At 70.2% G+C, this 21,806-nt stretch carries 18 protein-coding genes; 6 read left to right on the top strand and 12 right to left on the bottom strand.

Annotation, left to right across the window (positions count from 1 at the left end):
* The first annotated feature begins 413 nt into the window (after positions 1-413).
* The gene (locus AC3EGR_RS16660) at positions 414-3,671 is read left to right on the top strand and encodes an Rne/Rng family ribonuclease (RefSeq protein ID WP_488547624.1); all 3,258 of its coding nucleotides are present in this window, start codon (positions 414-416) and stop codon (positions 3,669-3,671) included.
* Positions 3,672-3,761: 90 nt separating this feature from the next.
* On the opposite strand, the gene AC3EGR_RS16655 is transcribed toward AC3EGR_RS16660, so the two are convergent.
* Genes AC3EGR_RS16655 through hemC form a run of 4 tightly spaced genes read right to left on the bottom strand, consistent with a single transcriptional unit; the run spans position 3,762 to position 7,762 of the window.
* Entirely contained in the window at positions 3,762-5,015 is a 1,254-nt protein-coding gene (locus AC3EGR_RS16655) for a heme biosynthesis HemY N-terminal domain-containing protein (RefSeq protein ID WP_488547623.1), read from the bottom strand.
* A gap of 3 nt (positions 5,016-5,018) precedes the next feature.
* On the bottom strand, positions 5,019-6,104 hold the full coding sequence (locus AC3EGR_RS16650; RefSeq protein WP_488547622.1) for a uroporphyrinogen-III C-methyltransferase: 1,086 nt from the start codon (positions 6,102-6,104) through the stop codon (positions 5,019-5,021).
* Positions 6,101-6,856 carry a uroporphyrinogen-III synthase gene (locus AC3EGR_RS16645; protein WP_488547621.1) on the bottom strand — a complete coding sequence of 252 codons (756 nt, stop codon included), beginning with the start codon at positions 6,854-6,856 and terminating at the stop codon, positions 6,101-6,103. The genes AC3EGR_RS16650 and AC3EGR_RS16645 overlap by 4 nt, the downstream gene beginning before the upstream one ends.
* A 3-nt stretch (positions 6,857-6,859) precedes the next feature.
* The gene (gene hemC, locus AC3EGR_RS16640) at positions 6,860-7,762 is read right to left on the bottom strand and encodes a hydroxymethylbilane synthase (protein WP_488547620.1); all 903 of its coding nucleotides are present in this window, start codon (positions 7,760-7,762) and stop codon (positions 6,860-6,862) included.
* Between the two features lie 75 nt (positions 7,763-7,837).
* On the opposite strand from hemC, the gene ppc reads away from it, so the two are divergent.
* Positions 7,838-10,636: a phosphoenolpyruvate carboxylase gene (gene ppc, locus AC3EGR_RS16635; protein WP_488547619.1), complete on the top strand. Its 2,799-nt coding sequence runs from the start codon at positions 7,838-7,840 to the stop codon at positions 10,634-10,636.
* Between the two features lie 64 nt (positions 10,637-10,700).
* Here the strand turns inward: ppc and AC3EGR_RS16630 are convergent, their stop codons facing one another.
* Genes AC3EGR_RS16630 through AC3EGR_RS16615 form a run of 4 tightly spaced genes read right to left on the bottom strand, consistent with a single transcriptional unit; the run spans position 10,701 to position 13,996 of the window.
* Complete coding sequence (locus AC3EGR_RS16630; RefSeq protein WP_488547618.1) at positions 10,701-10,949, bottom strand: DUF3297 family protein; 249 nt, start codon at positions 10,947-10,949, stop codon at positions 10,701-10,703.
* 14 nt (positions 10,950-10,963) lie between these two features.
* Positions 10,964-12,157 (bottom strand): AI-2E family transporter, encoded by a 1,194-nt coding sequence (locus AC3EGR_RS16625; RefSeq protein WP_488547617.1) that lies wholly within the window; start codon positions 12,155-12,157, stop codon positions 10,964-10,966.
* A 40-nt stretch (positions 12,158-12,197) separates the two neighbouring features.
* Entirely contained in the window at positions 12,198-12,935 is a 738-nt protein-coding gene (locus AC3EGR_RS16620; RefSeq protein ID WP_488547616.1) for a LytR/AlgR family response regulator transcription factor, read from the bottom strand.
* Positions 12,936-12,958: 23 nt separating this feature from the next.
* A complete protein-coding gene (locus AC3EGR_RS16615; protein WP_488547615.1) occupies positions 12,959-13,996 on the bottom strand; it encodes a sensor histidine kinase in 1,038 nt (345 codons plus the stop codon).
* 104 nt (positions 13,997-14,100) lie between these two features.
* On the opposite strand from AC3EGR_RS16615, the gene argH reads away from it, so the two are divergent.
* The 4 genes from argH to AC3EGR_RS16595 all read left to right on the top strand — a co-directional run bounded on the left by argH (position 14,101) and on the right by AC3EGR_RS16595 (position 18,428).
* The gene (argH, locus tag AC3EGR_RS16610; protein ID WP_488547614.1) at positions 14,101-15,498 is read left to right on the top strand and encodes an argininosuccinate lyase; all 1,398 of its coding nucleotides are present in this window, start codon (positions 14,101-14,103) and stop codon (positions 15,496-15,498) included.
* A 156-nt stretch (positions 15,499-15,654) separates the two neighbouring features.
* Positions 15,655-16,803 (top strand): alpha-hydroxy acid oxidase, encoded by a 1,149-nt coding sequence (locus AC3EGR_RS16605; protein ID WP_488547613.1) that lies wholly within the window; start codon positions 15,655-15,657, stop codon positions 16,801-16,803.
* 34 nt (positions 16,804-16,837) lie between these two features.
* Positions 16,838-18,067 carry a DNA polymerase IV gene (dinB, locus tag AC3EGR_RS16600; RefSeq protein ID WP_488547677.1) on the top strand — a complete coding sequence of 410 codons (1,230 nt, stop codon included), beginning with the start codon at positions 16,838-16,840 and terminating at the stop codon, positions 18,065-18,067.
* Between the two features lie 94 nt (positions 18,068-18,161).
* Positions 18,162-18,428 carry a hypothetical protein gene (locus AC3EGR_RS16595; protein ID WP_488547612.1) on the top strand — a complete coding sequence of 89 codons (267 nt, stop codon included), beginning with the start codon at positions 18,162-18,164 and terminating at the stop codon, positions 18,426-18,428.
* Between the two features lie 3 nt (positions 18,429-18,431).
* Here the strand turns inward: AC3EGR_RS16595 and queF are convergent, their stop codons facing one another.
* The 4 genes from queF to yaaA are packed head-to-tail and all read right to left on the bottom strand — an operon-like array spanning position 18,432 to position 21,801.
* Positions 18,432-19,277, bottom strand: a complete 846-nt coding sequence (queF, locus tag AC3EGR_RS16590) for an NADPH-dependent 7-cyano-7-deazaguanine reductase QueF (RefSeq protein WP_488547611.1) — start codon at positions 19,275-19,277, stop codon at positions 18,432-18,434.
* Positions 19,278-19,286: 9 nt separating this feature from the next.
* Positions 19,287-20,168, bottom strand: coding sequence for an alpha/beta fold hydrolase (locus AC3EGR_RS16585; protein ID WP_488547610.1), 882 nt, complete (start codon positions 20,166-20,168; stop codon positions 19,287-19,289).
* Entirely contained in the window at positions 20,165-21,028 is an 864-nt protein-coding gene (locus AC3EGR_RS16580; RefSeq protein WP_488547609.1) for a 2OG-Fe(II) oxygenase, read from the bottom strand. Before AC3EGR_RS16580 ends, AC3EGR_RS16585 begins: the two co-directional genes overlap by 4 nt.
* On the bottom strand, positions 21,025-21,801 hold the full coding sequence (gene yaaA / locus AC3EGR_RS16575) for a peroxide stress protein YaaA (protein WP_488547608.1): 777 nt from the start codon (positions 21,799-21,801) through the stop codon (positions 21,025-21,027). The genes AC3EGR_RS16580 and yaaA overlap by 4 nt, the downstream gene beginning before the upstream one ends.
* Between the last annotated feature and the right edge of the window lie 5 nt (positions 21,802-21,806).

The raw sequence follows: 21,806 nt of genomic DNA, 5'->3' as shown, positions 1-21,806 counted from the left end.
CGTGCAGATTCCGGGCCACAGCCCGTCATGGCGCGCACGTTTCCGGCAGGTCTGACGCTTCGAAATACTGATTCGGAATACAAGGTTCGCCAGCCCTCGAAGGCTGGTGGACGGATCAAAGCGAGACAAACGGTGCTTCTGGTTTACCTCCTGGCTTTCTGGCGCTGGCTCCTGCCGGCGCCCGCCATGCAGGCACCGTGGCCACTGGCGGGCTCCTTCCCCACCGCAGTCCCTGCGGCGCGGCGCTGGCGTCCTCTCGCCCTCATCCCTGTGCCTTTGCGAAGGTTGCTGAGCTAGCGCTCGGCAGGCCTTTCCGCACTCCGGCAATTCCATCCGTTTCGTCGCGTCCGTCGGGCATCGTTGGACCTCTCGCAGGAGGGTCCTGGTTGTTTTGACAACAAGAAGGTGACGCTATGAAGCGGATGCTGATCAACGCCACGCAGGCGGAAGAACGCCGGCTGGCGATCGTGGACGGGCAGAAACTGCTCGACTACGAAATCGAGATCGAAGGGCGCGAACAGCGCAAGGGCAACATCTACAAGGCGGTCGTGACGCGGGTCGAACCCTCGCTCGAGGCCTGCTTCGTGGACTACGGCGAAGACCGCCACGGCTTCCTGCCGTTCAAGGAGATTTCCAAGCAGTACTTCGCCGCCGGCGTGTCCGTGTCCCAGGCACGCATCAACGAGGCGATCAAGGAAGGCCAGGAACTGCTGGTCCAGGTGGAGAAGGAAGAGCGCGGCAACAAGGGCGCGGCGCTGACCACCTTCATCTCGCTGGCCGGCCGCTACGTCGTGCTCATGCCCAACAACCCGCGCGGCGGTGGAGTTTCCCGACGGATCGAGGGCGAGGACCGGCAGGAGCTCAAGGAGAACATGGACCAGTTGGAATATCCCAACGGCATGTCCATCATCGCGCGCACGGCCGGCATCGGCCGCAGCGCCCCCGAGCTGCAGTGGGACCTGAACTACCTGCTCAAGCTGTGGACCGCCATCGAAGGCGCCTCCAAGGGCGGCAAGGGCGCGTTCCTGATCTACCAGGAGTCCAGCCTGGTGATCCGCGCGATCCGTGATTACTTCAATCACGACGTCGGCGACATCCTCATCGACACCGACGACATCTACGAGCAGGCGCACCAGTTCATGGCGCACGTCATGCCCGAGCATGCCGCCCGGGTGAAGCGCTACCGCGACGACGCCGCGCTGTTCAGCCGCTTCCAGATCGAGCACCAGATCGAGTCGGCCTATGCCCGCGAGGTCAAGCTGCCGTCGGGCGGCGTGATCGTGATCGACCACACCGAGGCGCTGGTCTCGATCGACGTGAACTCGGCGCGCGCCATCAAGGGCGGCGACATCGAGGAAACCGCCACCCGCACCAACCTGGAGGCCGCCGACGAGGTGGCGCGCCAGATGCGGCTGCGCGACCTGGGCGGCCTGATCGTCATCGACTTCATCGACATGGAGGAGTCCAAGAACCGCCGCGAGGTGGAGAACCGCCTGCGCGACGCGCTGCGGCAGGACCGCGCCCGCGTGCAGTTCGGCTCCATCAGCAAGTTCGGCCTGATGGAGATGAGCCGGCAGCGCCTGCGCCCGGCCCTGTCCGAAGGCGCTTCCATCCCCTGCCCGCGCTGCGGCGGCCACGGCCACATCCGCGACACGGAAAGCTCGGCGCTGCAGATCCTGCGGATCATCCAGGAAGAGTCCATGAAGGACGGCACCGCGGCCGTGCACTGCCAGGTGCCGGTGGAAGTCGCCTCCTTCCTGCTGAACGAAAAGCGCACCGAGATCGCCAAGATCGAGCTGAAGCAGCGCGTGGCCGTCCTGATGGTGCCCAACAAGTCCCTGGAGACGCCCAACTACAAGCTGGAACGCCTCAAGCACGACGATGCGCGCCTGGACAACCTCAAGGCCAGCTACCACATGGCCGAGGAGTTCGAGGACCCCACGACCGTGACGCGCCGCTCGCACGAGCGCGTGAACAAGCAGGAGCCGCTGATCAAGGGCGTGCTGCCCGACGCGCCCGCGCCCATGCCGGTGGCCAGGCCGCCGGCGCCGGAACCGGTCGCCAAGGCCGCACCGGCGGCCACCACCGCCCCGGCCCCCGCGCCGGTCGCGACGCCGGTACCGGCAGCGCCGGCCGAGCGTGGCTTCTTCTCCTGGTTGAAGACCGCTTTCGGTCTCGCGCCCGCCGCCCCGGCGGTGACGCCGACCGTGACACCGGCTGCCGCGCAGCCGCGCCGTGACGAGAAGCGCGCCGAAGGGCGAGGCGATGGCCGCCGCGACGGCCGCCGTGATGGCCGTGGCGAACGCGGCGAGCGTGGCGGGCGCGACCGCCGCCGCGATGGCGAACCGCGCCGTGACCAGCGCGCCGGCGCTGAAGCGGCCGAAGGCCAGCAGCGACCCGAGCAGCAGCAGCGCGACGGCCAGCCGCGCGGCGAAGGCCGGCGTGAACGTGGCGAGCGCGGGGAGCGCGGCGGCCGCGAACAGCGGGAAGGACGCGAGCAGCGCGAACCCCGGGAAGCGCGCGAGCAGCGCGAAGGACGGGAACAGCGCGAGCCGCGGGAAGCACGCGAGCCACGCGAAGGCCGCGAGCCGCGCGAGCAGCGTGAGCCCCGCGAAGCGCGCGAGCAGCGGGAAACGCGCGAGCAACGCGAGCCGCGGGAAGCACGCGAGCAACGCGAGCCGCGTGAAGCACGCGAGCAACGCGAGCCGCGTGAACAGCGCGAGCCGCGGGCTGCGCGCGAAGGCCGCGAGCCGCGCGACGACCGCGAGCCGCCGGAAAGCCGCGAACGGCACGAGGCGCGCCTGCGCCGCGAAGCCGAGCGCCAGGCGCGCGAAACCCGCGATGTCACCGAGACGCGCGGCGAGATGCCGGAGGGCTTCGTGCCCGCACCGGAAGGCGAAGGCGTGTCGGCCGAGCAGCGGCCGGAGCGCGGTGAGCGCGGTGAACGCGGTGAGCGCGGTGAGCGCGGTGAGCGCCGCGAGCGGGGCGAACGCCGTCCGCGCGAAGACGCGCCCGCCGACGCCGCCGCTGCCCTGGCCGGCGCAGCGGGATCCGTCGGTGACGTCACCGAGTCGGCCGAGTCGCTGCTGCCTCCGGGCGCCAATCCGGTGCTGGAGTCGCACACGCACTTCGACGAGGCCCGCCCCGAGGGTGAGCAGGGCGAGCGCCGCGACCGCCGTTCGCGCGACCGCTATGGCCGCGACCGCCGCGAACGTGGCGACCGCACCGAGCGCCCCAACGAGGCCGTCGTGGCGACCGGCGCCGAAGTCTCCCCCGCGGAGATGGAAGTGTTCGCCGGCCACGCGCCGCTGCCCGAGGAGCACCATGCCGCCGGCCGCGCGCCGCAGCAGGCAGCCGCCCCGGCCGCACGCGCGGAGCAGCCCGCCGCGCAGCAGGCCCCGCGCGCCGAGGCGATCCACACGCGTGGCGTGCCGCGCGTGCAGCCTTTCGCGCTGCCGATCGACGACCTCAGGAACGTGGCCGAAGGCTCGGGCCTGCAGTGGGTGAACTCGGACGCCCACAAGATCGCGGCGGCCCAGGCCGCCATCGCCGCCGAACCGAAGCCCGCGCACGTGCCGCGCGAGCGGCCGCCGGTGGTCGCATCCGACGAAGGTCCGCTGGTGCTGGTGGAGACCAAGCGCGACCTGCGCAACATGGATCTGCCGTTCTGACGGCGGGTTCACCGCAAATAAAAAGGGCGCCTCGTGCGCCCTTTTTATTTGCGCGGTGGGGTTCGCTTGCCCTCACCACCACCCTACCCCTCACTCCCCCGCCGCCCTCTTCCACGCGATCGCCGCCGACTGCGTGTCCTCGCGCTGCTCGGCGAGCTCGGCCAGCGCGCGCCAGGCATTGCGGTGCAGCCTGGCATCCTGCAGGCCCAGCGCAGCCTGCGTCAGCAGTTGCTGCGCCTTGCCCCAGAGCTGTCGCTTCATGCATGCCATGCCGGCCAGGTACTGCAGGGTCGCGTCACGCGGGTTCGCCTTCTGCGCCGCCTCGATGCGCGCGAGCCAGGCCGCGTCCAGCGAGTCCAGGCCCTCCTCCAGCGCGCACACCAGCTTCACGCGCAGGCCGTCGTTGAGTTCGCCTTGCGCTTCCCACACGGGCAGCAGCCAGTCGCGCGCGATGCGCGGTTCGCCCCGCAGGGCCACGAGCCGCTGCGCCGCATGGATGGCGATCTCGGGCATCACCCGCTCCGCCGGCTCCAGCGCGGTCCAGGCGCGGTGCAGCTGGGCGATGTCGTACGCGCCATTGAGCAGGTCGATGGCCAGTCCGCGCACGATGCTGCGCGCCGCCACCGGCGAGAAGGCATGGTGCTTGGCGAGCAGGCGCGCCGTCTCCAGGGCTTCCAGCGGCTGGCCGGCCTGGCGCGAGGCGCGCAGCCGCGTGCGCAGCGCCAGCGTGCGCCGCGCCGCGCCCTGCGGCAGTTCCTGCAGCAGCTGCATCGCCGCTTCGGGGTCGCGGTCATCGAGGGCCCAGCGCGAGGCGCGCAGCAAGGCGCCTTCGCGCGTTTCCTGCGCATCGCGCGCCGACGCCTGGGCCAGCGCCTGCTGCAGGTGCTCCTCGCGCGCGGCGCGGTCCTGCAGGGCATGCGCCGATTCGCCGGCGAGGAGGTGGGCGACGGCGCGCAGCTGCGCGGCATTCGCCGGCTTCTGGCCGGACGCGGTGAGCGAGGCTTCCTGTTCCAGCACCGCCTCGCCCGCCTTGCGTGCGCGGATGAAGCGGCCGGCCAGCATGTGCGACAGGCCTTCGAGCAGCGCGCCGTACATGGCGCGCTCCTTCTGCTGGGTGCGCCAGCGCAGCGCCTGGCGCGGCAGGTCGAACAGCGCGGCCAGCGCACGCATGACCGCGTGCACGAAGAAGAAGGACCCGACCAGCAGCAGCACCACCAGGTTCAGCGACAGGTCGATGCGGTAAGGCGGCCAGAACAGCGTCACCGTGCCCTGGTTGTTGCCCGCGAACAAGGCTCCCGCCACCGCGATGGCGAACAGGATCAGCAACCAGAGCGCGGCACGCATGGCTTACTTCCCGGCGCCCAGCGTCGCCAGCACGGCGAGCGTTTCGTCGATCCGCGGCAGGTCCGCGGTGCGCACCTGCGCCTGCACCTGCTGCAGCTGCGTCGCGATCGCCTGCGTGCGGCGCGACGAGGCGTCGAAATACTTCGTCAGCGCCGCGGTGGCCGCGCTGACGTCGGCGCGCGCCGCCTCGTTCTGCCGCGCGAGCAGCGACAGGCGCACGTTCAGCAGCTTGAGCTTCATGTTCTCGCGCAGGAAGAAGGCCTGCTCCGGCGCCACCAGCATCGCCTCGGGCTGGTCGATGCGGCTCACGCGCACGAGACCCCGGGCGTCTTCCAGCACGGCGTCGCGCCAGCGTTCCCACCAGATCGCCGGCAGGGAGGAGGCGGAGGCAGTCTTGCGCGGAGCTTCCGCGGCCAGCGAGCGCGCGGGCACCGCATTGGCGACCGGCAACTCGTCGACCTGGCGCACGATGTCGTCCAGGCGCGCGAGCAGCCCCGGCACGTCGGTGACGGTGGTGGCGCGGATGCGCTCGATGTCGCGCGTGATGGACACGCGCAGGCGCGCCAGCCGTGGCTGCGCGGCGCGCGCGAGCCGCTGGTCCGCGGTGCGCAGGGCCGCCAGCAGGGGTTCCGCGCTGCCAGTGAGCTGGGTCTGCTGCTGCGCCAGGCGCAGGGCCGATTCGATGTCCACCACCAGGTTCTCGTCGCGCGAGCGCGAGAGGCTCTGGATCAGGTCTTCCAGCTGGCCACGCTGCAGCGCGACCTCCGACAGGCGCGACTCCAGCACCACCTGCCGCGCCGCGGTGTCGCGCGCGACGTCCTGGGCCTGGCGCGCCAGCGCCCGCGCCTCGATCGCATTGGCGCCGGTGTCGGCACTCTGGCGCGCCAGCTGCTCCTGGATGTTCGACAGGCGCTGCCACAGCATCAGGCTCGACAGCACCCCGGCGCCCGCGAGCAGGACCAGGGCCATCAGCGTGCCGCGCGACACGGTGGCGGAGCGCACGTGCGCCTCGCCCACGGTGCCAGGCGGCGCCGGCAGCACGGGGGGCAGCTCGGGCGGTGGCGGAGACGACGGAGGCAGCGAACTCATCGGGATGATTCTATCGACGCGAGCACCGCGTCCCACCCCGGATGTGTGGCTTGCACATCACCGAATCCCAGTGCGCGCACGCTCTGCGCGATCCGCGGGTGGGTGGCGAGCGCCCGCGCCCGCGACCAGTCCTGGCCAGGAAGCAGCGACCGCAGGTTGTTCGCTGCTTCCGAGCTGCTGAACAGCCACAGCGAGCCATCGCCGGCGGCCTGCCGCGCCCCCGCGCATTCGGCCTCGCCCCAGGCCGGTGCGGCACGCGTGTAGGCCACGACGGTGTCGACGCCCACGCCCAGCGCCTGCACTTGCTGCAGCAGCCAGTCGCGGCCCTGCCCGCGCCCGTCCGCGTCACCGCCGCGCACGAGCAGCAGCCGGTCCCCGCTCTTCAGCTGCCCTTGCACCTGCTGCCAGAGGCTTTCCGAATCGAACTGGGCCGCATCGGGCGCGGGCGCATCGATGCGGGTCGCGGGCACGCCCGCTTGCCGCAAGGCGTCCTGCGTCGCCGGCCCCGGCGCCCAGGCGCGCGCGCGCAGAAACGTCGGCTGGGCAGCGAAGAAACCCTGCACCGCATTGGCGCTGACGAACATGACGGCCGCATAGCGGTCGGCGTCCGCCGCCGCGCGGCCCAGGGCTGCGGCATCGGGCGCGGGGGCGATGGCCAGCAGCGGCAGCACCAGCGCCTCCAGGCCGCGCTCGCGCAGGCGCGCCGCCCAGCGCTCGGCCTCCTGCACGGGGCGCGTCACGACGACGCGCATCGGCTAACGCGCCCCGCCGGCACGCAGCCGCGCAGCCACCGCCTCGCCCAGGGCGGCCGCCTGCTCCAGGTCGGCCACCACGTCGGCACTGCGGGCGCGCACCAGCACGCCGGCCTGGTCCGGATCGCCCCAGGCGGCATGCAGCTGCAGGTATTCCCCATCGAAATGCGCGTGCGCCGCCAGCGGCATGGAGCAGCTGCCGCCCATGGCGCGGCTGACGGCGCGCTCCGCCGCCACGGCCAGCCAGGTGGATTGGTTGGCAAGCGGCGCCAGCGCCTGCGCCACGTCGACGCGCTCGGACCGGATCTCGATGCCCAGCGCGCCCTGCCCGGCGGCCGGCAGCATCTCGGTCGGCTCGAAGACCTGGCGGATGCGGCTGGCCAGCCCCAGGCGCTTGAGGCCGGCCGCGGCGAGCACGATCGCGTCGTACTGGCCGTCGTCGAGCTTGCGCAGCCGCGTGTCGAGGTTGCCGCGCAGCGGCTCGATCTTCAGGTCCGGCCGCAGCGCGCGCAGCAGCACCACGCGGCGCAGGCTGGAGGTGCCCACCACCGCGCCTTGCGGCAGCTGGGACAGCTGCCCGTACGCATTCGAGACGAAGGCATCGCGCGGGTCCTCGCGCTCCAGGACGCAGGCCAGCGCGAAGCCGGCGGGCAGGTCCATGGGCACGTCCTTGAGCGAGTGCACCGCGAGGTCGGCGCGCCCTTCCTCCAGCGCGACTTCGAGCTCCTTGACGAACAGGCCCTTGCCGCCGACCTTGCTCAGCGAGCGGTCCAGGATCTGGTCGCCCCGGGTCGTCATCCCGAGCAGGGCGACCGGGTGGCCGCGCTGTTGCAGCAAGGCCTGCACGTGTTCGGCCTGCCAGAGAGCCAGGCGGCTCTCGCGCGTGGCGATGGTGAACTGGCTCAAGGTCGTAACCTGCTTGTCATCCGTCGGTGGTGGTCGATGCTAGCATTCCCCGCATCCCCCCACTGGAAGCGAACGATGCCTGCGACCGAGCAGCCGCCCGCGCGGCGTGCCAAGGAAAACGAACGCCCGCTGGTGGAGGACATCCGGCTGCTCGGCCGCATCCTCGGGGACGTGATCCGGGAGCAGGAGGGCGTGGACACCTACGAGCTGGTGGAGCGCATCCGCAAGCTCTCGGTGTCCTTCCGCCGGCACGACGACCAGGCGGCGGACCGCGAGCTGAAGTCCGTGCTCAAGACGCTCTCGGGGGACGAGGCGGTGCGCGTGATCCGCGCCTTCACCTATTTCAGCCACCTGGCCAACCTGGCCGAGGACCGGCACCACATCCGGCGCCGTGAAGTCCACGAGCGCGCGGGCGACACGCAGGAAGGCAGCATCGAGGTGGCGCTGGCGCGGCTGCGCTGGGCGGGCATCCACGCGCGCACCGTGTCGCAGACCCTCGCGCACAGCTATCTCTCGCCGGTGCTCACCGCGCACCCCACCGAGGTGCAGCGCAAGAGCATCCTCGACGCCGAGCGCGACATCGCGCGCCTGCTCACCGCACGCGACGAGATCAAGGCGCGGGCGCAGCCGCGCGACGCCCTCGCGCCGCGCGAACTCGCCGCCAACGAGCTGCAGATGCGCGCGCGTGTGCAGCAACTGTGGCAGACGCGCCTCCTGCGGTTCACCCGGCTGACCGTGGCCGACGAGATCGAGACGGCGCTGAGCTACTACGAGGCGACCTTCCTGCGCGAGATCCCCAAGCTCTATGGCGAGCTGGAACAGGCGCTGGGCAACCACCCCGTGGCGAGCTTCCTGCGCATGGGGCAGTGGATCGGCGGCGACCGCGACGGCAATCCCAACGTGACGGCGGAGACGCTCGCCTATGCGATGCGGCGCCAGTGCGAGGTGGCCCTGCGGCACTACCTGACGGAGCTGTTCTGGCTGGGCAGCGAGCTGTCCCTGTCCGCCCTGCTGGTGCAAGTGACGCCGCAGATGCAGGCCCTGGCCGACAGTTCGCCGGACACCAACGAGCACCGCCAGGACGAGCCCTACCGGCGCGCCGTCAGCTGGATCTACGCGCGCCTGGCGGGCTCGCTCAAGGAATTCACCGGCGGCGACGCGGCGCGGCACGTGCTGCCGCCGCAGAGCCCGTACTGGCGCGCCGAGGACCTGCTCGCCGACCTGCGCACGCTGCGCGACTCCCTGCTCGCCAACCACGGCGGCGCGGTGGTACACCAGCGCCTGCACCCGCTGATCCGCGCGGTGGAGGTGTTCGGCTTCCACCTGGCGACGGTGGACCTGCGGCAGAACTCGGAGCAGCACGAGGAAGTGGTGGCGGAACTGCTCGCCACCGCGCGGGTGGAACCGGACTACCGTGCGCTGGACGAGGCAGGCAAGCGGGCGGTGTTGCTCAAGCTGCTGTCCGATGCGCGCCCGCTGCGCGTCATGGGCGTGCAGTACAGCGAGCACGCGCGCAAGGAACTGGCGATCTTCGAGACCGCGGTGGCCATGCGCCAGCGCTTCGGGCCGCAGGCGATCCGCCACTACATCATCAGCCACACCGAGGCGGTCAGCGACCTGCTGGAAGTGATGCTGCTGCACAAGGAAGTCGGCCTGCTGCAAGGCACGCTGGACCAGGCCGCGCACACCGCGCTGATCGTCGTGCCGCTGTTCGAGACCATCGCGGACCTGCGCCATGCCGCGCCCATCATGCGCGAGTTCTATGCCCTCCCCGGCATCGCGAAGATGATGCAGCGCTCCGGCGGCGAGCAGGACATCATGCTGGGCTACAGCGACAGCAACAAGGACGGCGGCATCTTCACCAGCAACTGGGAGCTGTACCGCGCGGAGATCGCGCTGGTGGACCTGTTCGACCAGCTCGCCAATGCGCACGACATCCAGCTGCGCCTGTTCCATGGCCGCGGCGGCACCGTGGGGCGCGGCGGCGGCCCGAGCTACCAGGCGATCCTGGCGCAGCCGCCCGGCACCGTGCGCGGCCAGATCCGCCTGACCGAACAGGGCGAGGTGATCGCCTCCAAGTACGCCAACCCGGAGATCGGCCGGCGCAACCTGGAGACGCTGGTGGCGGCGACGCTGGAGGCGACGCTGCTGCAGCCCACGAAGCCCGCGTCCAAGGCCTTCCTGCAGGCCGCGGAGGCCCTGTCGCAGGCGAGCATGAAGGCCTACCGCGCGTTGGTGTACGAGACGCCCGGCTTCGTGGACTTCTTCTTCAGCGCAACGCCCATCCGCGAGATCGCGGAGCTGAACATCGGTTCGCGCCCGGCGTCACGCAAGGCCACGCAGAAGATCGAGGACCTGCGTGCCATCCCCTGGAGCTTCAGCTGGGGCCAGTGCCGGCTGACGCTCAATGGCTGGTACGGCTTCGGCTCCGCGGTCGAGGCCTTCCTCGCGGCCGGCGGACGCAAGGAGCAGGCGGCGCAGCTGCAGCGCATGTACCGGCAATGGCCTTTCTTCAAGGCCCTGCTGTCCAACATGGACATGGTGCTCGCCAAGAGCGACCTGGCGCTGGCGCGGCGCTATGCGGACCTGGTGCCCGACGCGCGCCTGCGCAGGCGCATCTTCGGCACGATGGAGGCGGAGTGGCAGCGCACGGTGGAAGCCATCGCGCTGATCTCCGGCGAGAAGCAGCGCCTGGCCAGCAACCCGGCCCTGGCGCGCTCGATCCGCCACCGCTTTCCCTACATCGATCCCTTGCACCACCTGCAGGTGGAACTGGTGCGCCGCTGGCGCGAGCGCAGCGCGGACGAGCGCGAGCGGCGGGGGATCCATCTCGCGATCAACGGGATCGCGGCGGGGTTGCGCAATACGGGGTGACGACGCAGCGGGGATTGGCGCGGCGGGGCCGTGGACGGTCCGCCAGCGAACCCCGGCGCCATGCTCACTTGTAGAACGCCTCCACCTTCCCCTTGAGCTTGAGCATCAATGGCTGCCCCTTGCGGTCCAGGGTCTTGCCGGCGGGCACCTTCACCCAGCCTTCGCTGACGCAGTACTCCTCCACGTCCGTGCGCTCCTTGCCGTTGAAGCGGATGCCCACGTCGTGCTCGAAGATGGCCTTCACGTGGTGCGGGCTGCGCGGGTCGGCCGAGAGGTGGTCGGGCAGCGGAGGACGTTCGGTGTTTTCGCTCATGCCCCTATTTTCGGCTAGTTCCCGAGGAGCTCGCCTATGGGCTTGAGGTGGTCCACGCGGTCGCACACCGCCTTGACCGCCATGAGCACCGGAATCCCCAGCAGCAGCCCCCACACGCCCCACAACCAGCCCCAGGCCAGCACGCCGATGAACACGGCCACCGGGTTCATGCTGCTGGCGCGGCTGGTGGCAAGCGGCACCAGCAGGTTGCCCTCGATGGTGTTGATCAGGAGTGAAACGCCGGCCACCGCGAGCGCCATGTTGATGCTGCCGTCGAACTGCAGGAACGCCACCAGGGCGGCGCCGCCCGTGACGACCACCGAGCCCACGTAGGGCACCAGGTTCAGAACGCCCGCCGCCACGCCCCAGACGGCCGCGTGCTTGAGCCCCAGCAGCGCGAACGCGATCCCCGTGGTGACGCCCACGGCGACGCTCGCCACGAGCTGCACCAGGAGGTAGCGCTGCATCTGCGCGTTGATCTCGTCCAGCGCCTGCACGGTGAGCTTCTTCTCCGCCAGCCCCGGTCCCGCGATCTTCACCAGCTTGCGGCGGAAGGTGTCGCCCGAGAGCAGCAGGAAGTAGGTGAGGAAGGTGACGATCACCGTCTGGCCGAGGACATTGGCCAGGCCCACGGTGCCGGTCCACAGGTGCTCGCGCAGGTCGAAGCGCGGCTTTTCCACGATCACGCGGGTCACGCCGCGCGGCGTGCTGGCCGGGGCCGTCGCCTCCGTGGCCTTCTGCAGCTCGGTGGCCGCCTGCTGCACGGTCTCCAGGGGGGAGGCCTTCTGCTGCGGCTTGCGGATCACGTCGCGGACCTTGCGGGCGGCATCGGGCAGCGAGGTGATCAGTTCGTTGGCGTCATCCGCCAGCGAGTAGGCCGAGGCGCCGGTGACCCCGAGGATGCCCAGGATCAGCACGGCGGCGCTCAGCGCGCGCGGCACCCTGCGCGCCTGCAGCCAGTCGACCACGGGCGACAGCGCATAACTGAAGACCAGGCCCAGCATCAGCGGGATGAAGAAGCCGCTGGCGTAGCGCAGCACGCCCAGCGCGGCGATCACCACCAGCACCGTGAGCGCGACGTTGCGCGCGCCCTCCGGCAGGTGCAGCAGCACGTGCGGCGGATTGAGCGGGTCCACCGGCGTGCGCGGGAGGTCGTCGATCTCGGTCGCCTGCGAAGAATCGACAGATTGGGAAGGTTCGGAACTCACTTTGGCCTTTGACTCCAGCGAGTCCCTGTTTCCTGAGATGTCAGCTTGCGAGCGCCTCCCGCACGGCGCTCAGTTGCCGGCGCGAGACGGACAGCGATTCCTCCACCCCGTTCAGGCGCACGGCCCAGCCTTCGCCCTCCTCGGCGTCGAAGTGCTTTTCCAGTGCCCGCACCGCGCGCCGGGAGACCAGCGCATTGCGGTGCACGCGCAGGAACTGGGCGCTGTGGCGCTCCTCCAGCTCGCTGAGCGAACCGTCGAGGATATAGCTTCTGGCGGCCGTCCGGACGGTGATGTACTTCAGTTCCGCCTTGAAGTACAGGACCTCGTTGACCGGCACGCGCTCGGTGCGGCCGCGGTCCTGGATCACCAGCACCTCCTGCTCCGGCTCGGCGCCCCCGTCACGGGCCTGGCGGGCCTTTTCGACGCGCACCAGTGCCTGCTCCAGGCGCTCCAGCCGCACGGGCTTGGTGAGGTAGTCGACGGCCTCCAGCTCGAAGGCGGTGACCGCGTGCTCCGCATAGGCCGTCACGAAGACCACGACCGGGGGTTCCGGCAGCGTGCGCAGCACCTGCGCCAGCGCCAGGCCGTCGGCCCCGGGCATGTGGATGTCCAGCAACACGCCGTCGAAAGCCTGCCGCCGCAGGTGCTCCATCGCCTGTGCCGCGTTCGCCGCCTCCCCGGCGACTTCGGCAGGTGGCAGCTTGCAGTCCGCCAGCAGCGTGCGCATGCGAGACCGCGCGAGCGGCTCGTCGTCGACCAACAGCATCTTCAGGCCCATGGTTCCCCTCCAAATCTCTCTCGCTACGCAGGCACTTCCATGCGCACCTGGTAGCGTCCGTCGATCAGTGCCGTCTGGAATTCCGCCTGCACGTCGTGCAGCAGGCGAAGACGGTCGCGTACATTGTCCAGCGCCACGCCATGCCCCGGCTTCCCCTGGCCGGCCGGCACCGTGTTCGTCACCTTGATCACCACCACGCTGCCCCTCTTCTGGATGGTGATCTTCACGTCCGCCCCGGTCGGACTCGGCTCCACGCCGTGCTTGACCGCATTCTCCACCAAGGGCTGCAGGAACAAGGCCGGCACTTTCGCCTTGCCGGCGTTCGGATCGATGGACCACTCCACCCGCAGGCGGTCGCCGAAGCGCACCTGCTCGATGTCCAGGTAGTGGCGCGCGACCTGCACCTCCTGCGAGAGGGTCGCCGCGTCGGCCTTGGCCACCAGGACGTGGCGGAACAGCTCGCTCAAGTCCTCCAGCAGGTGTTCGGCCCGGGTCGGGTCCTCGCGCACCAGCGCGATCGCGCTGTTCAGGCTGTTGAACAGGAAGTGGGGGCGGATGCGCGCCTGCAGCTCCGCCAGCCGGGCGGCCGTCTCGGCCGGCATGCGCCCCTTGTCCCGCAGGACCAGGGCGTTGACCACCACGCACGCCAGCAGCAGGCCGGCCAAGGCCGACGCGAGCCGCGGCGGCATGCCCAGCACGCCCGCCATGGCCAGCAGCTCGCAGGCCACGAAGGCGGCGGCGGCGCCCAGCGCCAGGCAGACGGCCTGCTGCCCCGGTGACGGCAGGCGGGCGAGCAGCCGCTCGCAGGAACAGGTGATCAGCAGCCACGCCGCCGTGGCCGGCAATGCCGCGCCGCTGGCAATGGCCAGCGCCTGCACCCAGTCCATCCAGGTGGTGGCGCGGAAAACGGCCGCGACGGCCATCACCGCTTCGACGAACAGCACCACGCGCAGCACCACGCCCGCCTGGCACACGTCGAAGGACATCCGCGGGCGCGGCTTGACCGCCGCCTGCCGGCGGGACAATTCCTGGAACGCGGATAATAGTTGTGAGTCGTCCATCAGAGTCAGTGCGCGCTGGCGCGCCCGGCCGGGCCCCCTTCCTGCCCGCATTATTGGTGAAGCGACCGTCCAGCCCATCCCCCCAGCGCATCCCTGCACGCCTTATGAGCCAACTCGATCACAAGTCCGAGGCCTGGTCCGCCCTTTTCAGCGAACCCATGAGCGACCTCGTGAAACGCTACACCGCCAGCGTGTTCTTCGACAAGAGGCTGTGGCAAGCCGACATCGCCGGCTCCCTGGCGCACGCCGCGATGCTGGAAAGACAGGGTGTCATTTCCGCAACGGATTTGGCCGACATCCGCCGCGGAATGGACCAGATCCGCCAGGAAATCGGCTCCGGCGCCTTCGAATGGAAGCTGGACCTGGAGGACGTGCACCTGAACATCGAGGCGCGCCTGACCCAGTTGGTGGGGGATGCCGGCAAGCGCCTGCACACCGGCCGCAGCCGCAACGACCAGGTCGCGACCGACGTGCGCCTGTGGCTGCGCGGCGAGATCGACCTCATCGCGGACCTGCTGGAGGACCTGCAGAAGGCCCTGCTGAAGATCGCCGAGGCCCACGTGGACGTGGTGCTCCCCGGCTTCACCCACCTGCAGGTGGCGCAGCCCGTGAGCTTCGGCCACCACATGCTGGCCTACGTGGAGATGTTCGCCCGCGACCACGAGCGGATGCTGGACGTGCGCAAGCGCCTGAACCGCCTGCCCCTGGGCGCCGCCGCCCTGGCCGGCACCACCTACCCCCTGGACCGCGAGTTCGTCGCCAGGGAACTGGGCATGGAGGGCGTCTGCCAGAACTCGCTGGACGCCGTCAGCGACCGCGACTTCGCCATCGAGTTCACCGCCGCCGCCGCGCTGGTGATGGTGCACGTGAGCCGCTTCTCCGAGGAGTTGATCCTCTGGATGTCGCAGAACTTCGGCTTCATCCGCATCGCCGACCGCTTCACCACCGGCTCGTCGATCATGCCGCAGAAGAAGAACCCGGACGTGCCGGAGCTGGCGCGCGGCAAGACCGGCCGCGTGGTCGGGCACCTCATGGGCCTGATCACGCTGATGAAGGGCCAGCCCCTGGCGTACAACAAGGACAACCAGGAGGACAAGGAGCCGCTGTTCGACACCGTCGACACGCTCAAGGACACCCTGCGCATCTTCGCCGAGATGGCCGGCGGCATCACCGTGGTGCCCCAGGCGATGGAGCAGGCGGCGCTCAAGGGCTTTGCGACGGCCACCGACCTGGCGGACTACCTGGTGCAGAAGAAGGGCCTGCCCTTCCGCGACGCGCACGAGACGGTGGCGCACGCGGTGAAGGCGGCGCAGTCGCACAACTGCGACCTCTCGGAGCTGCCCCTGGCAGTGCTCAAGCAGTTCAACGCCACCATCGAGAAGGACGTCTACGACCACCTCTCGCTGCGCGGTTCGCTCAATGCCCGCAACACGCTGGGCGGCACCGCCCCGGCGCAGGTGCGAGCGCAGGTGGAGCGGCACAGGAAGCGCCTGGGGAGCTGAAAAAGGGGCCCTCACCTCGCAGACGCTGGCGCAGGTAGGAGCCGAGGAAACGCGCAGGGGCGGCCGGGTGCATTTCCGCTCAGGCGCCGCGGAAAAAACTTCAGCGTTGCCCGTCGAGCTTGCCGTTACCATCGTGGCCGAACGAGGAGAGCCGCTTTGCCAGTGATCACCAACATCGAGGACCTGCGCGTGCTCGCGAAAAAGCGCGTGCCTCGGATGTTCTACGACTACGCCGACTCCGGTTCCTGGACCGAGAGCACCTACCGCGCCAACGAGGCGGACTTCGAGCGGCTGCTGCTACGCCAGCGCGTGGCGGTGAACATGGAAGGGCGCAGCCTGCGCACCACCATGGTGGGCCAGGAGGTCGCCATGCCCGTGGCCATCGCGCCGACCGGGCTCACCGGCATGCAGCATGCCGACGGCGAGATCCTGGCCGCGCGCGCCGCCAAGGCCATGGGCGTGCCCTTCACGCTGTCGACCATGAGCATCTGCTCGCTGGAGGACGTGGCCGAAGGCACCGGGCGCCACCCGTTCTGGTTCCAGCTGTACGTCATGCGCGATCGCGGCTTCATCGAAAGCCTGATCGACCGCGCCAAGGCGGCGGGCTGCACCGCCCTGGTCCTGACGCTGGACCTGCAGATCCTCGGGCAGCGGCACAAGGACCTGAAGAACGGCCTGTCGGCGCCGCCCAAGCCCACCGTGGCCAACCTCCTGAACCTGGCCACCAAGCCGCGCTGGTGCCTGGGCATGCTGGGCACCAAGCGCCGGCAGTTCGGCAACATCGTGGGCCACGTCAAGGGCATCGAGAACATGGGATCGCTCTCCGAATGGACGGCGCGCCAGTTCGACCCGCGCCTGTCCTGGCAGGACGTGGAATGGATCAAGAGCCGCTGGGGCGGCAAGCTGATCCTCAAGGGCGTGCAGGACATCGAGGACGCCAGGCTCGCCGCCGACTCGGGCGCGGACGCCGTGATCGTCTCCAACCACGGCGGCCGCCAGCTCGATGGCGCGCCCTCTTCCATCTCCGCCCTGCCGGCAATCGTGGAGGCGGTGGGCGACCGCATCGAGGTGCACATGGACGGCGGCGTGCGCTCCGGCCAGCACGTGCTCAAGGCGGTGGCGCTGGGCGCACGCGGCGTGTACATCGGCCGCGCGATGCTCTATGGCCTGGGCGCCATGGGCCAGGAAGGCGTGGAGCGGGCGCTGGAGATCATCCGCAACGAGCTGGACCTGTCGATGGCGTTCTGCGGCCGCACGGACATCCGCGACGTCGACCGCGGCATCCTGCTGCCCGGGACGTACTGAGGGCCGTGCCCGGCACAATCGCCGGGTGACCCGCATGCGCCGCGTCGCCCACCTGGACATGGACGCCTTCTTCGCGTCCGTGGAGCTGCTGCGTTATCCGCAGCTCAAGGGGCTGCCGGTGGTCATCGGCGGCGGCCGCCGGCGCGTGGACGACATGATCCGCGAGCGCTACGCGGACCGGCCGCTGTCGCACATCCCGCCCGAGGCCTTTCCGCTGCTGAAGGACTACGTGGGCCGCGGCGTGATCACCACCGCGACCTACCCGGCGCGGCAGTTCGGCGTGGGTTCCGCCATGGGGATGATGAAGGCCGCCAAGCTCTGCCCGCAGGCGATCGTGCTGCCGGTGGACTTCGACGAGGTGCGCCGCTACTCGCGCACCTTCAAGTCGGTGATCCAGGAGATCGCGCCGGTGATGGAGGACCGCGGCATCGACGAGGTCTACATCGACTTCACGGAGGTGCCGGGCGGCCAGCGCGAAGGCGGGCGCGTGCTCGCGCGCCTGATCCAGAAGTCCATTTTCGAGGCGACCGGCCTGACCTGTTCGCTGGGCGTCGCGCCCAACAAGCTGATCGCCAAGATGGCCAGCGAGTTCGACAAGCCCAATGGGATCTCGATCGTGTACGAGCAGGACGTGCAGACGATGATCTGGCCGCTGCCGGTGCGCAAGATCAACGGCATCGGGCCGAAATCCGAAGCCAAGCTGCACCGGCTGCACCTGCGCACGATCGGCGACATCGCCGCGCAGAGCCGCGACTGGCTGGTCGACAACTTCGGCCAGGCCTACGGCCACTGGATGCACGACGCCGCCTGGGGCCGCGACGACCGCCCCGTGGTGACCGAAAGCGAGCCCGTGTCCATGAGCCGCGAAACCACCTTCGAGCGCGACCTGCATGCGGTGCGCGACCGCGCGGAACTGGGGGCGATCTTCACCGACCTGTGCACGCGCGTGGCCGGTGACCTGCGGCGCAAGGGTTACGTGGGCCGCACCATCGGCATCAAGCTGCGTTACGAAGATTTCCGCACGGCGACCCGCGACGTCACGCTGGACCACTACACGGACGATGCGGCCACGATACGGCGTGCAGCCGGCCAGTTGCTCAAGCGCGTGGAGCTCGCGCAGCGCCTGCGCCTGCTGGGGGTGCGGGTGGGCAAGCTGGCCAGGGCGGGCAGCCTTACGGCGCCCGTGGAGCCGGCGCCCGCGCTCGCCGCGGAACACACGCCGGACCTGTTCCACGCGGCCGATGCCGGCCGGGATTCCGGCTGACATCCGGGTACGCCCAAAGGCTGATGGACGGCCGCCGCAGGCGGACTACATTGAAACGCAAGGCCCCGCCAGCGGGCGCGAGCGGAGAAACAGCATGAACCTCGATGCACTGCAACGCATCAAGCGTTGGCACGTCGCCCACCAGCGCGAGCACCCCGTGGAATACCAGGCCTGGGACGTGATGCTCACGCTGTGGCTGGCCAGCTGGGTCGGCTGGATCCCCGCCTTCTTCCTCGACGCGCTGTGGCTGGCCCCCGTCCTGGCAGTGGGCATGTCCGCGCCCAAGATCTACGTGACGTGGCGCGCGCGCGCCCACCACGCCAGGCGCTTGCGCTGCGACTGGCTGCTCGCGGTCGGTTGACGCTTACTGCCGCGCAGTCCGCACGTTGGGGGGCAAGGCCATGGGATGGCTGGTTCGCAGGGGGTTGATGTCCAGCCCGCCGCGGCGCGTGTAGCGCGCGTACACCGCCAGGCGCGAGGGTTTGCAGCGCCGCCACACGTCCATGAAGATCCGTTCCACGCACTGCTCGTGGAATTCGTTGTGGTTGCGAAAACTCACGAGGTAGCGCAGCAGGCCGCCCTGTTCGATCTGCGGCCCGGTATAGCGCAGCTGGATGCTGCCCCAGTCGGGCTGGCCGGTGACCAGGCAATTGCTCTTGAGGAGGTTGCTGGTGAGCACTTCCTCGACCGGCTGCTCGTCCACGGCCGACGTCAACAGCTCCGGCGCCGGCGTGTAGTGGGTGCATTCGATATCCAGGCGGTCGAGGCTCAGGCCGTCGAGTTCGTGCACCTGCTCCGCATCGAACATGTCCGGCATCACCAGCCGCACGCCGATGGACGCTGGCGCCGGAGCGCCGCGCCACACCGCCTCGCCCACGTCCTTGCGCAGGCGCTCGCGCACCTCGTCCACGCTGGCGAACACCGTGCCGCTGTAGCTGCCGATGTACAGCTTGAAGGACTTGCTCTCGACGATGTTGGGGGTTTCGCACGGGATGGTGAAGTGCGCCAGCGCCACCTGCGGCTTGCCGCGCGCGTTCAGCCAGCTCAGTTCGTACGAGGTCCAGAGGTCGGCGCCGAAGAAGGGGGGCGCGCCGGCAATCCCCAGCTCCTCGCGCTTGGGGGCGCGGGCCAGGGGGAACAGCAGGCTGGGGTCGTAGCGGTCGGCATAGCGCACCGGCTTGCCGAGCTGCGACGTTTCGGGGGAGTTCATCGCGACAGCCTAAGCCAGATGCGGCAGCAAGGGATCCAGCAGACGCTCGACCCCGCCTGGCGGAAGGTCATGGCCGAGTCCGGGGATCGCCACCAGCCGGGCGCCCGGGATGCGGCGTGCGGTGTCCTCGCCGCAGGCCAGCGGCACCAGCGGATCGTCCGCGCCGTGCAGCACCAGCGTCGGGACGCGGATGCCGCGCAGCTGCTGCGCCCGCTCCGTGTCCGCGGCGATGGCGGCGAGTTGCCGCGCGCTGCCGGCGGGCCGGTAGCCGCCGCGCCGCACCGAGTCCAGGATGCGCTTGCGCAGTTCCTCCGGCGGCTCCGGATAGCCGGGACTGCCGATCGCCTGGAACAGGCGCACGTAATGCGCCAGCACGGACGGCTCGCTGCGGTCCTTGGGCCGCGACAGGAGGACCTGCAGCACGTGGGGCCGTGGGCCCGGCAGGTGGCGCGCGCCGCTGGAACTCATGATGCTGGTGAGGCTGCGCACGCGCTGCGGGGCCGCCAGGGCCATGCGTTGCGCAATCATCCCGCCCATGCTGGCGCCCACCACGTGGGCCTCGGCCACGCCCAGCGCGTCCAGCACGCCGAAGGCATCCGCCGCCATGTCGGCCACGCTGTAGGGCGCACGCACCGGCAGGCCGAAGCGCAGCTTCATGCTTTCCCACAGCAGGTTGGGCACGGCAAGGTGGTCCAGCCGGGTGGACAGGCCGATGTCGCGGTTGTCGAAGCGGATCACGCGGTGGCCGGCGCGCACCAGCGCATCGACGAAGCTCGCCGGCCACGCCGTGAGCTGCATCCCCAGGCCCATGACGAGGAGCACCGGCGGCGCCTCGCCCACCGGCCCCGTGTCCTCGACCTCGAGCGCGAGGCCGTTGGCCTGCACCTTCATTCGAAGCGGCGCTCCCGCAGCCACTTGGTGGCGATCCACTTCTCGCCTTCCAGCACGGGCGCGCCGCCGTGCAGCGTGCGCGTGGACGGGTGCGCGCGGTCGTAGCTGAAGAAGACCGCGTTGCCGCGCTTGGGGGCCACTTCCAGGTGCACGTCGGGGAACACCGTGCCGCCGCCCTTGGCCGGCTCGGCCAGGTACATGACGATGGTGGCCACGCGCTGGCCGCCGCGGCGCAGGATCGTCGGGGTGCCCGGCTCGCCCGGGTCGAAGTAGTCGTAGTGCGGCTTGTATTCGGCGCCCGGGCTGTAGTGCAGGATCTGCAGGCCCTCGCCGTTTTCCTCCGGCCAGTTCACCAGCCGCGCGATGCGCTGCTCGATGCGGCGCACCAGCTCGTTCTCGCCGCGCTGGAAGAACATGCCGTTGCTGGTGCGGTCGGCGTTGACCTCCTCGCCGCCGGTCTTGGTGGCCACCGTCAGCGAGCGCGCCAGGCGCGGCTGCGCCAGGGCGATCAGCTGCTCGCACTCCTGTTCGGACAGCAGGTCGCCGAACACCACGACACGCGGGTTGTACATGGCCTGCAGCACCGCCACGCGGCGATCGCCCCCATCGAGGTACAGCGGCGACTCGTCCAGCTCGGGGTCGGGCACGGCGACCGCGGGCGGCAGGCCCTGCGCCAGGGCCTGGCTTTCCAGGTGGCCGCGCAAGGTGCTCTCCATGGCGTCGACGGCCACGTCCTCGCTCCAGCCCGAGGCCAGCATGGCCTTGAGAACGGATTCCGCGCTGTGGCCGGCCTGCGCCTGGTCCACGATCCACTTGCGCAGCTCGGGCGTCACCTGCTGCTGGCTCTGTGCGGTTGTCATGCTGCCGTCCTTCGCCGGAAGACCAGCCGGTCGGGTTGCGACGCGGCGGGATCGAAGGCATAGCCTTCGAGGTTGAAGTTCTCGAGCTTGCGCGGGGTCTCCACGCGCTTCACGATCGCGTAGCGCGCCATCAGGCCGCGCGCCTTCTTGGCCGAAAAGCTGATGATCTTCCAGCCGCCCGGCCGCCATTCCTCGAAGACGCAGTCGATCACCCGCGCCTTGAGGGCCTTGCGGTCCACGGCCTTGAAGTATTCCTGCGAGGCGAGGTTGATCACCACCGGCGTCTTGTCGCCGGCCACCACCTCGTTCAGGTGGTCGGCGATGCGGCTGCCCCAGTACTGGTAGAGGTTGGCGGCGCCGTCCACCCGCAGGGACGTTCCCATCTCCAGCCGGTAGGGCTGCATGCGGTCCAGCGGCCGCAGCACGCCATACAGGCCGCTGAGGATGCGCAGGTGCCGCTGCGCCCATTCGAGGTCGGCCGCGCCGAGCTCACGCGCCTGCAAGCCGTCGTACACGTCGCCGTCGAAGGCGAGCACCGCCTGCCGCGCATTGCGGGCGGTGAACTTCGGGGACCAGGCCTGGTAGCGCGCCACGTTCAGCGCCGCCAGCGGGTCGCTGATCGACATCAGGCTGGCGATCTCCGCCGGCGACTTGCGCCGCAGCACCTCGATGAGGTGCTGCGAATCCTTGGGGAAGGCCGGCAAGGTGTGAGGGACCTCAGGAACCGCCGACGTGTAGTCGAGCGTCTTGGCGGGAGACAACAGGAACAGCATGGGCA

It is taken from the genome of Ramlibacter sp. G4-7, from assembly GCF_057784995.1.
Note: the sequence above shows the minus strand (reverse complement) of the source record. Positions and strands in the feature narration are given on the sequence as shown.

Bases quoted from the DNA above. Each gene is read 5' to 3' on its own strand.
- AC3EGR_RS16660 (WP_488547624.1), top strand. From the start codon at position 414: ATGAAGCGGATGCTGATCAACGCCACGCAGGCGGAAGAACGCCGGCTG.
- AC3EGR_RS16655 (WP_488547623.1), bottom strand. From the start codon at position 5,015: ATGCGTGCCGCGCTCTGGTTGCTGATCCTGTTCGCCATCGCGGTGGCG.
- AC3EGR_RS16650 (WP_488547622.1), bottom strand. From the start codon at position 6,104: ATGAGTTCGCTGCCTCCGTCGTCTCCGCCACCGCCCGAGCTGCCCCCC.
- AC3EGR_RS16645 (WP_488547621.1), bottom strand. From the start codon at position 6,856: ATGCGCGTCGTCGTGACGCGCCCCGTGCAGGAGGCCGAGCGCTGGGCG.
- ppc (WP_488547619.1), top strand. From the start codon at position 7,838: ATGCCTGCGACCGAGCAGCCGCCCGCGCGGCGTGCCAAGGAAAACGAA.
- AC3EGR_RS16630 (WP_488547618.1), bottom strand. From the start codon at position 10,949: ATGAGCGAAAACACCGAACGTCCTCCGCTGCCCGACCACCTCTCGGCC.
- AC3EGR_RS16620 (WP_488547616.1), bottom strand. From the start codon at position 12,935: ATGGGCCTGAAGATGCTGTTGGTCGACGACGAGCCGCTCGCGCGGTCT.
- AC3EGR_RS16615 (WP_488547615.1), bottom strand. From the start codon at position 13,996: ATGGACGACTCACAACTATTATCCGCGTTCCAGGAATTGTCCCGCCGG.
- argH (WP_488547614.1), top strand. From the start codon at position 14,101: ATGAGCCAACTCGATCACAAGTCCGAGGCCTGGTCCGCCCTTTTCAGC.
- dinB (WP_488547677.1), top strand. From the start codon at position 16,838: ATGCGCCGCGTCGCCCACCTGGACATGGACGCCTTCTTCGCGTCCGTG.
- AC3EGR_RS16595 (WP_488547612.1), top strand. From the start codon at position 18,162: ATGAACCTCGATGCACTGCAACGCATCAAGCGTTGGCACGTCGCCCAC.
- queF (WP_488547611.1), bottom strand. From the start codon at position 19,277: ATGAACTCCCCCGAAACGTCGCAGCTCGGCAAGCCGGTGCGCTATGCC.
- AC3EGR_RS16585 (WP_488547610.1), bottom strand. From the start codon at position 20,168: ATGAAGGTGCAGGCCAACGGCCTCGCGCTCGAGGTCGAGGACACGGGG.
- AC3EGR_RS16580 (WP_488547609.1), bottom strand. From the start codon at position 21,028: ATGACAACCGCACAGAGCCAGCAGCAGGTGACGCCCGAGCTGCGCAAG.
- yaaA (WP_488547608.1), bottom strand. From the start codon at position 21,801: ATGCTGTTCCTGTTGTCTCCCGCCAAGACGCTCGACTACACGTCGGCG.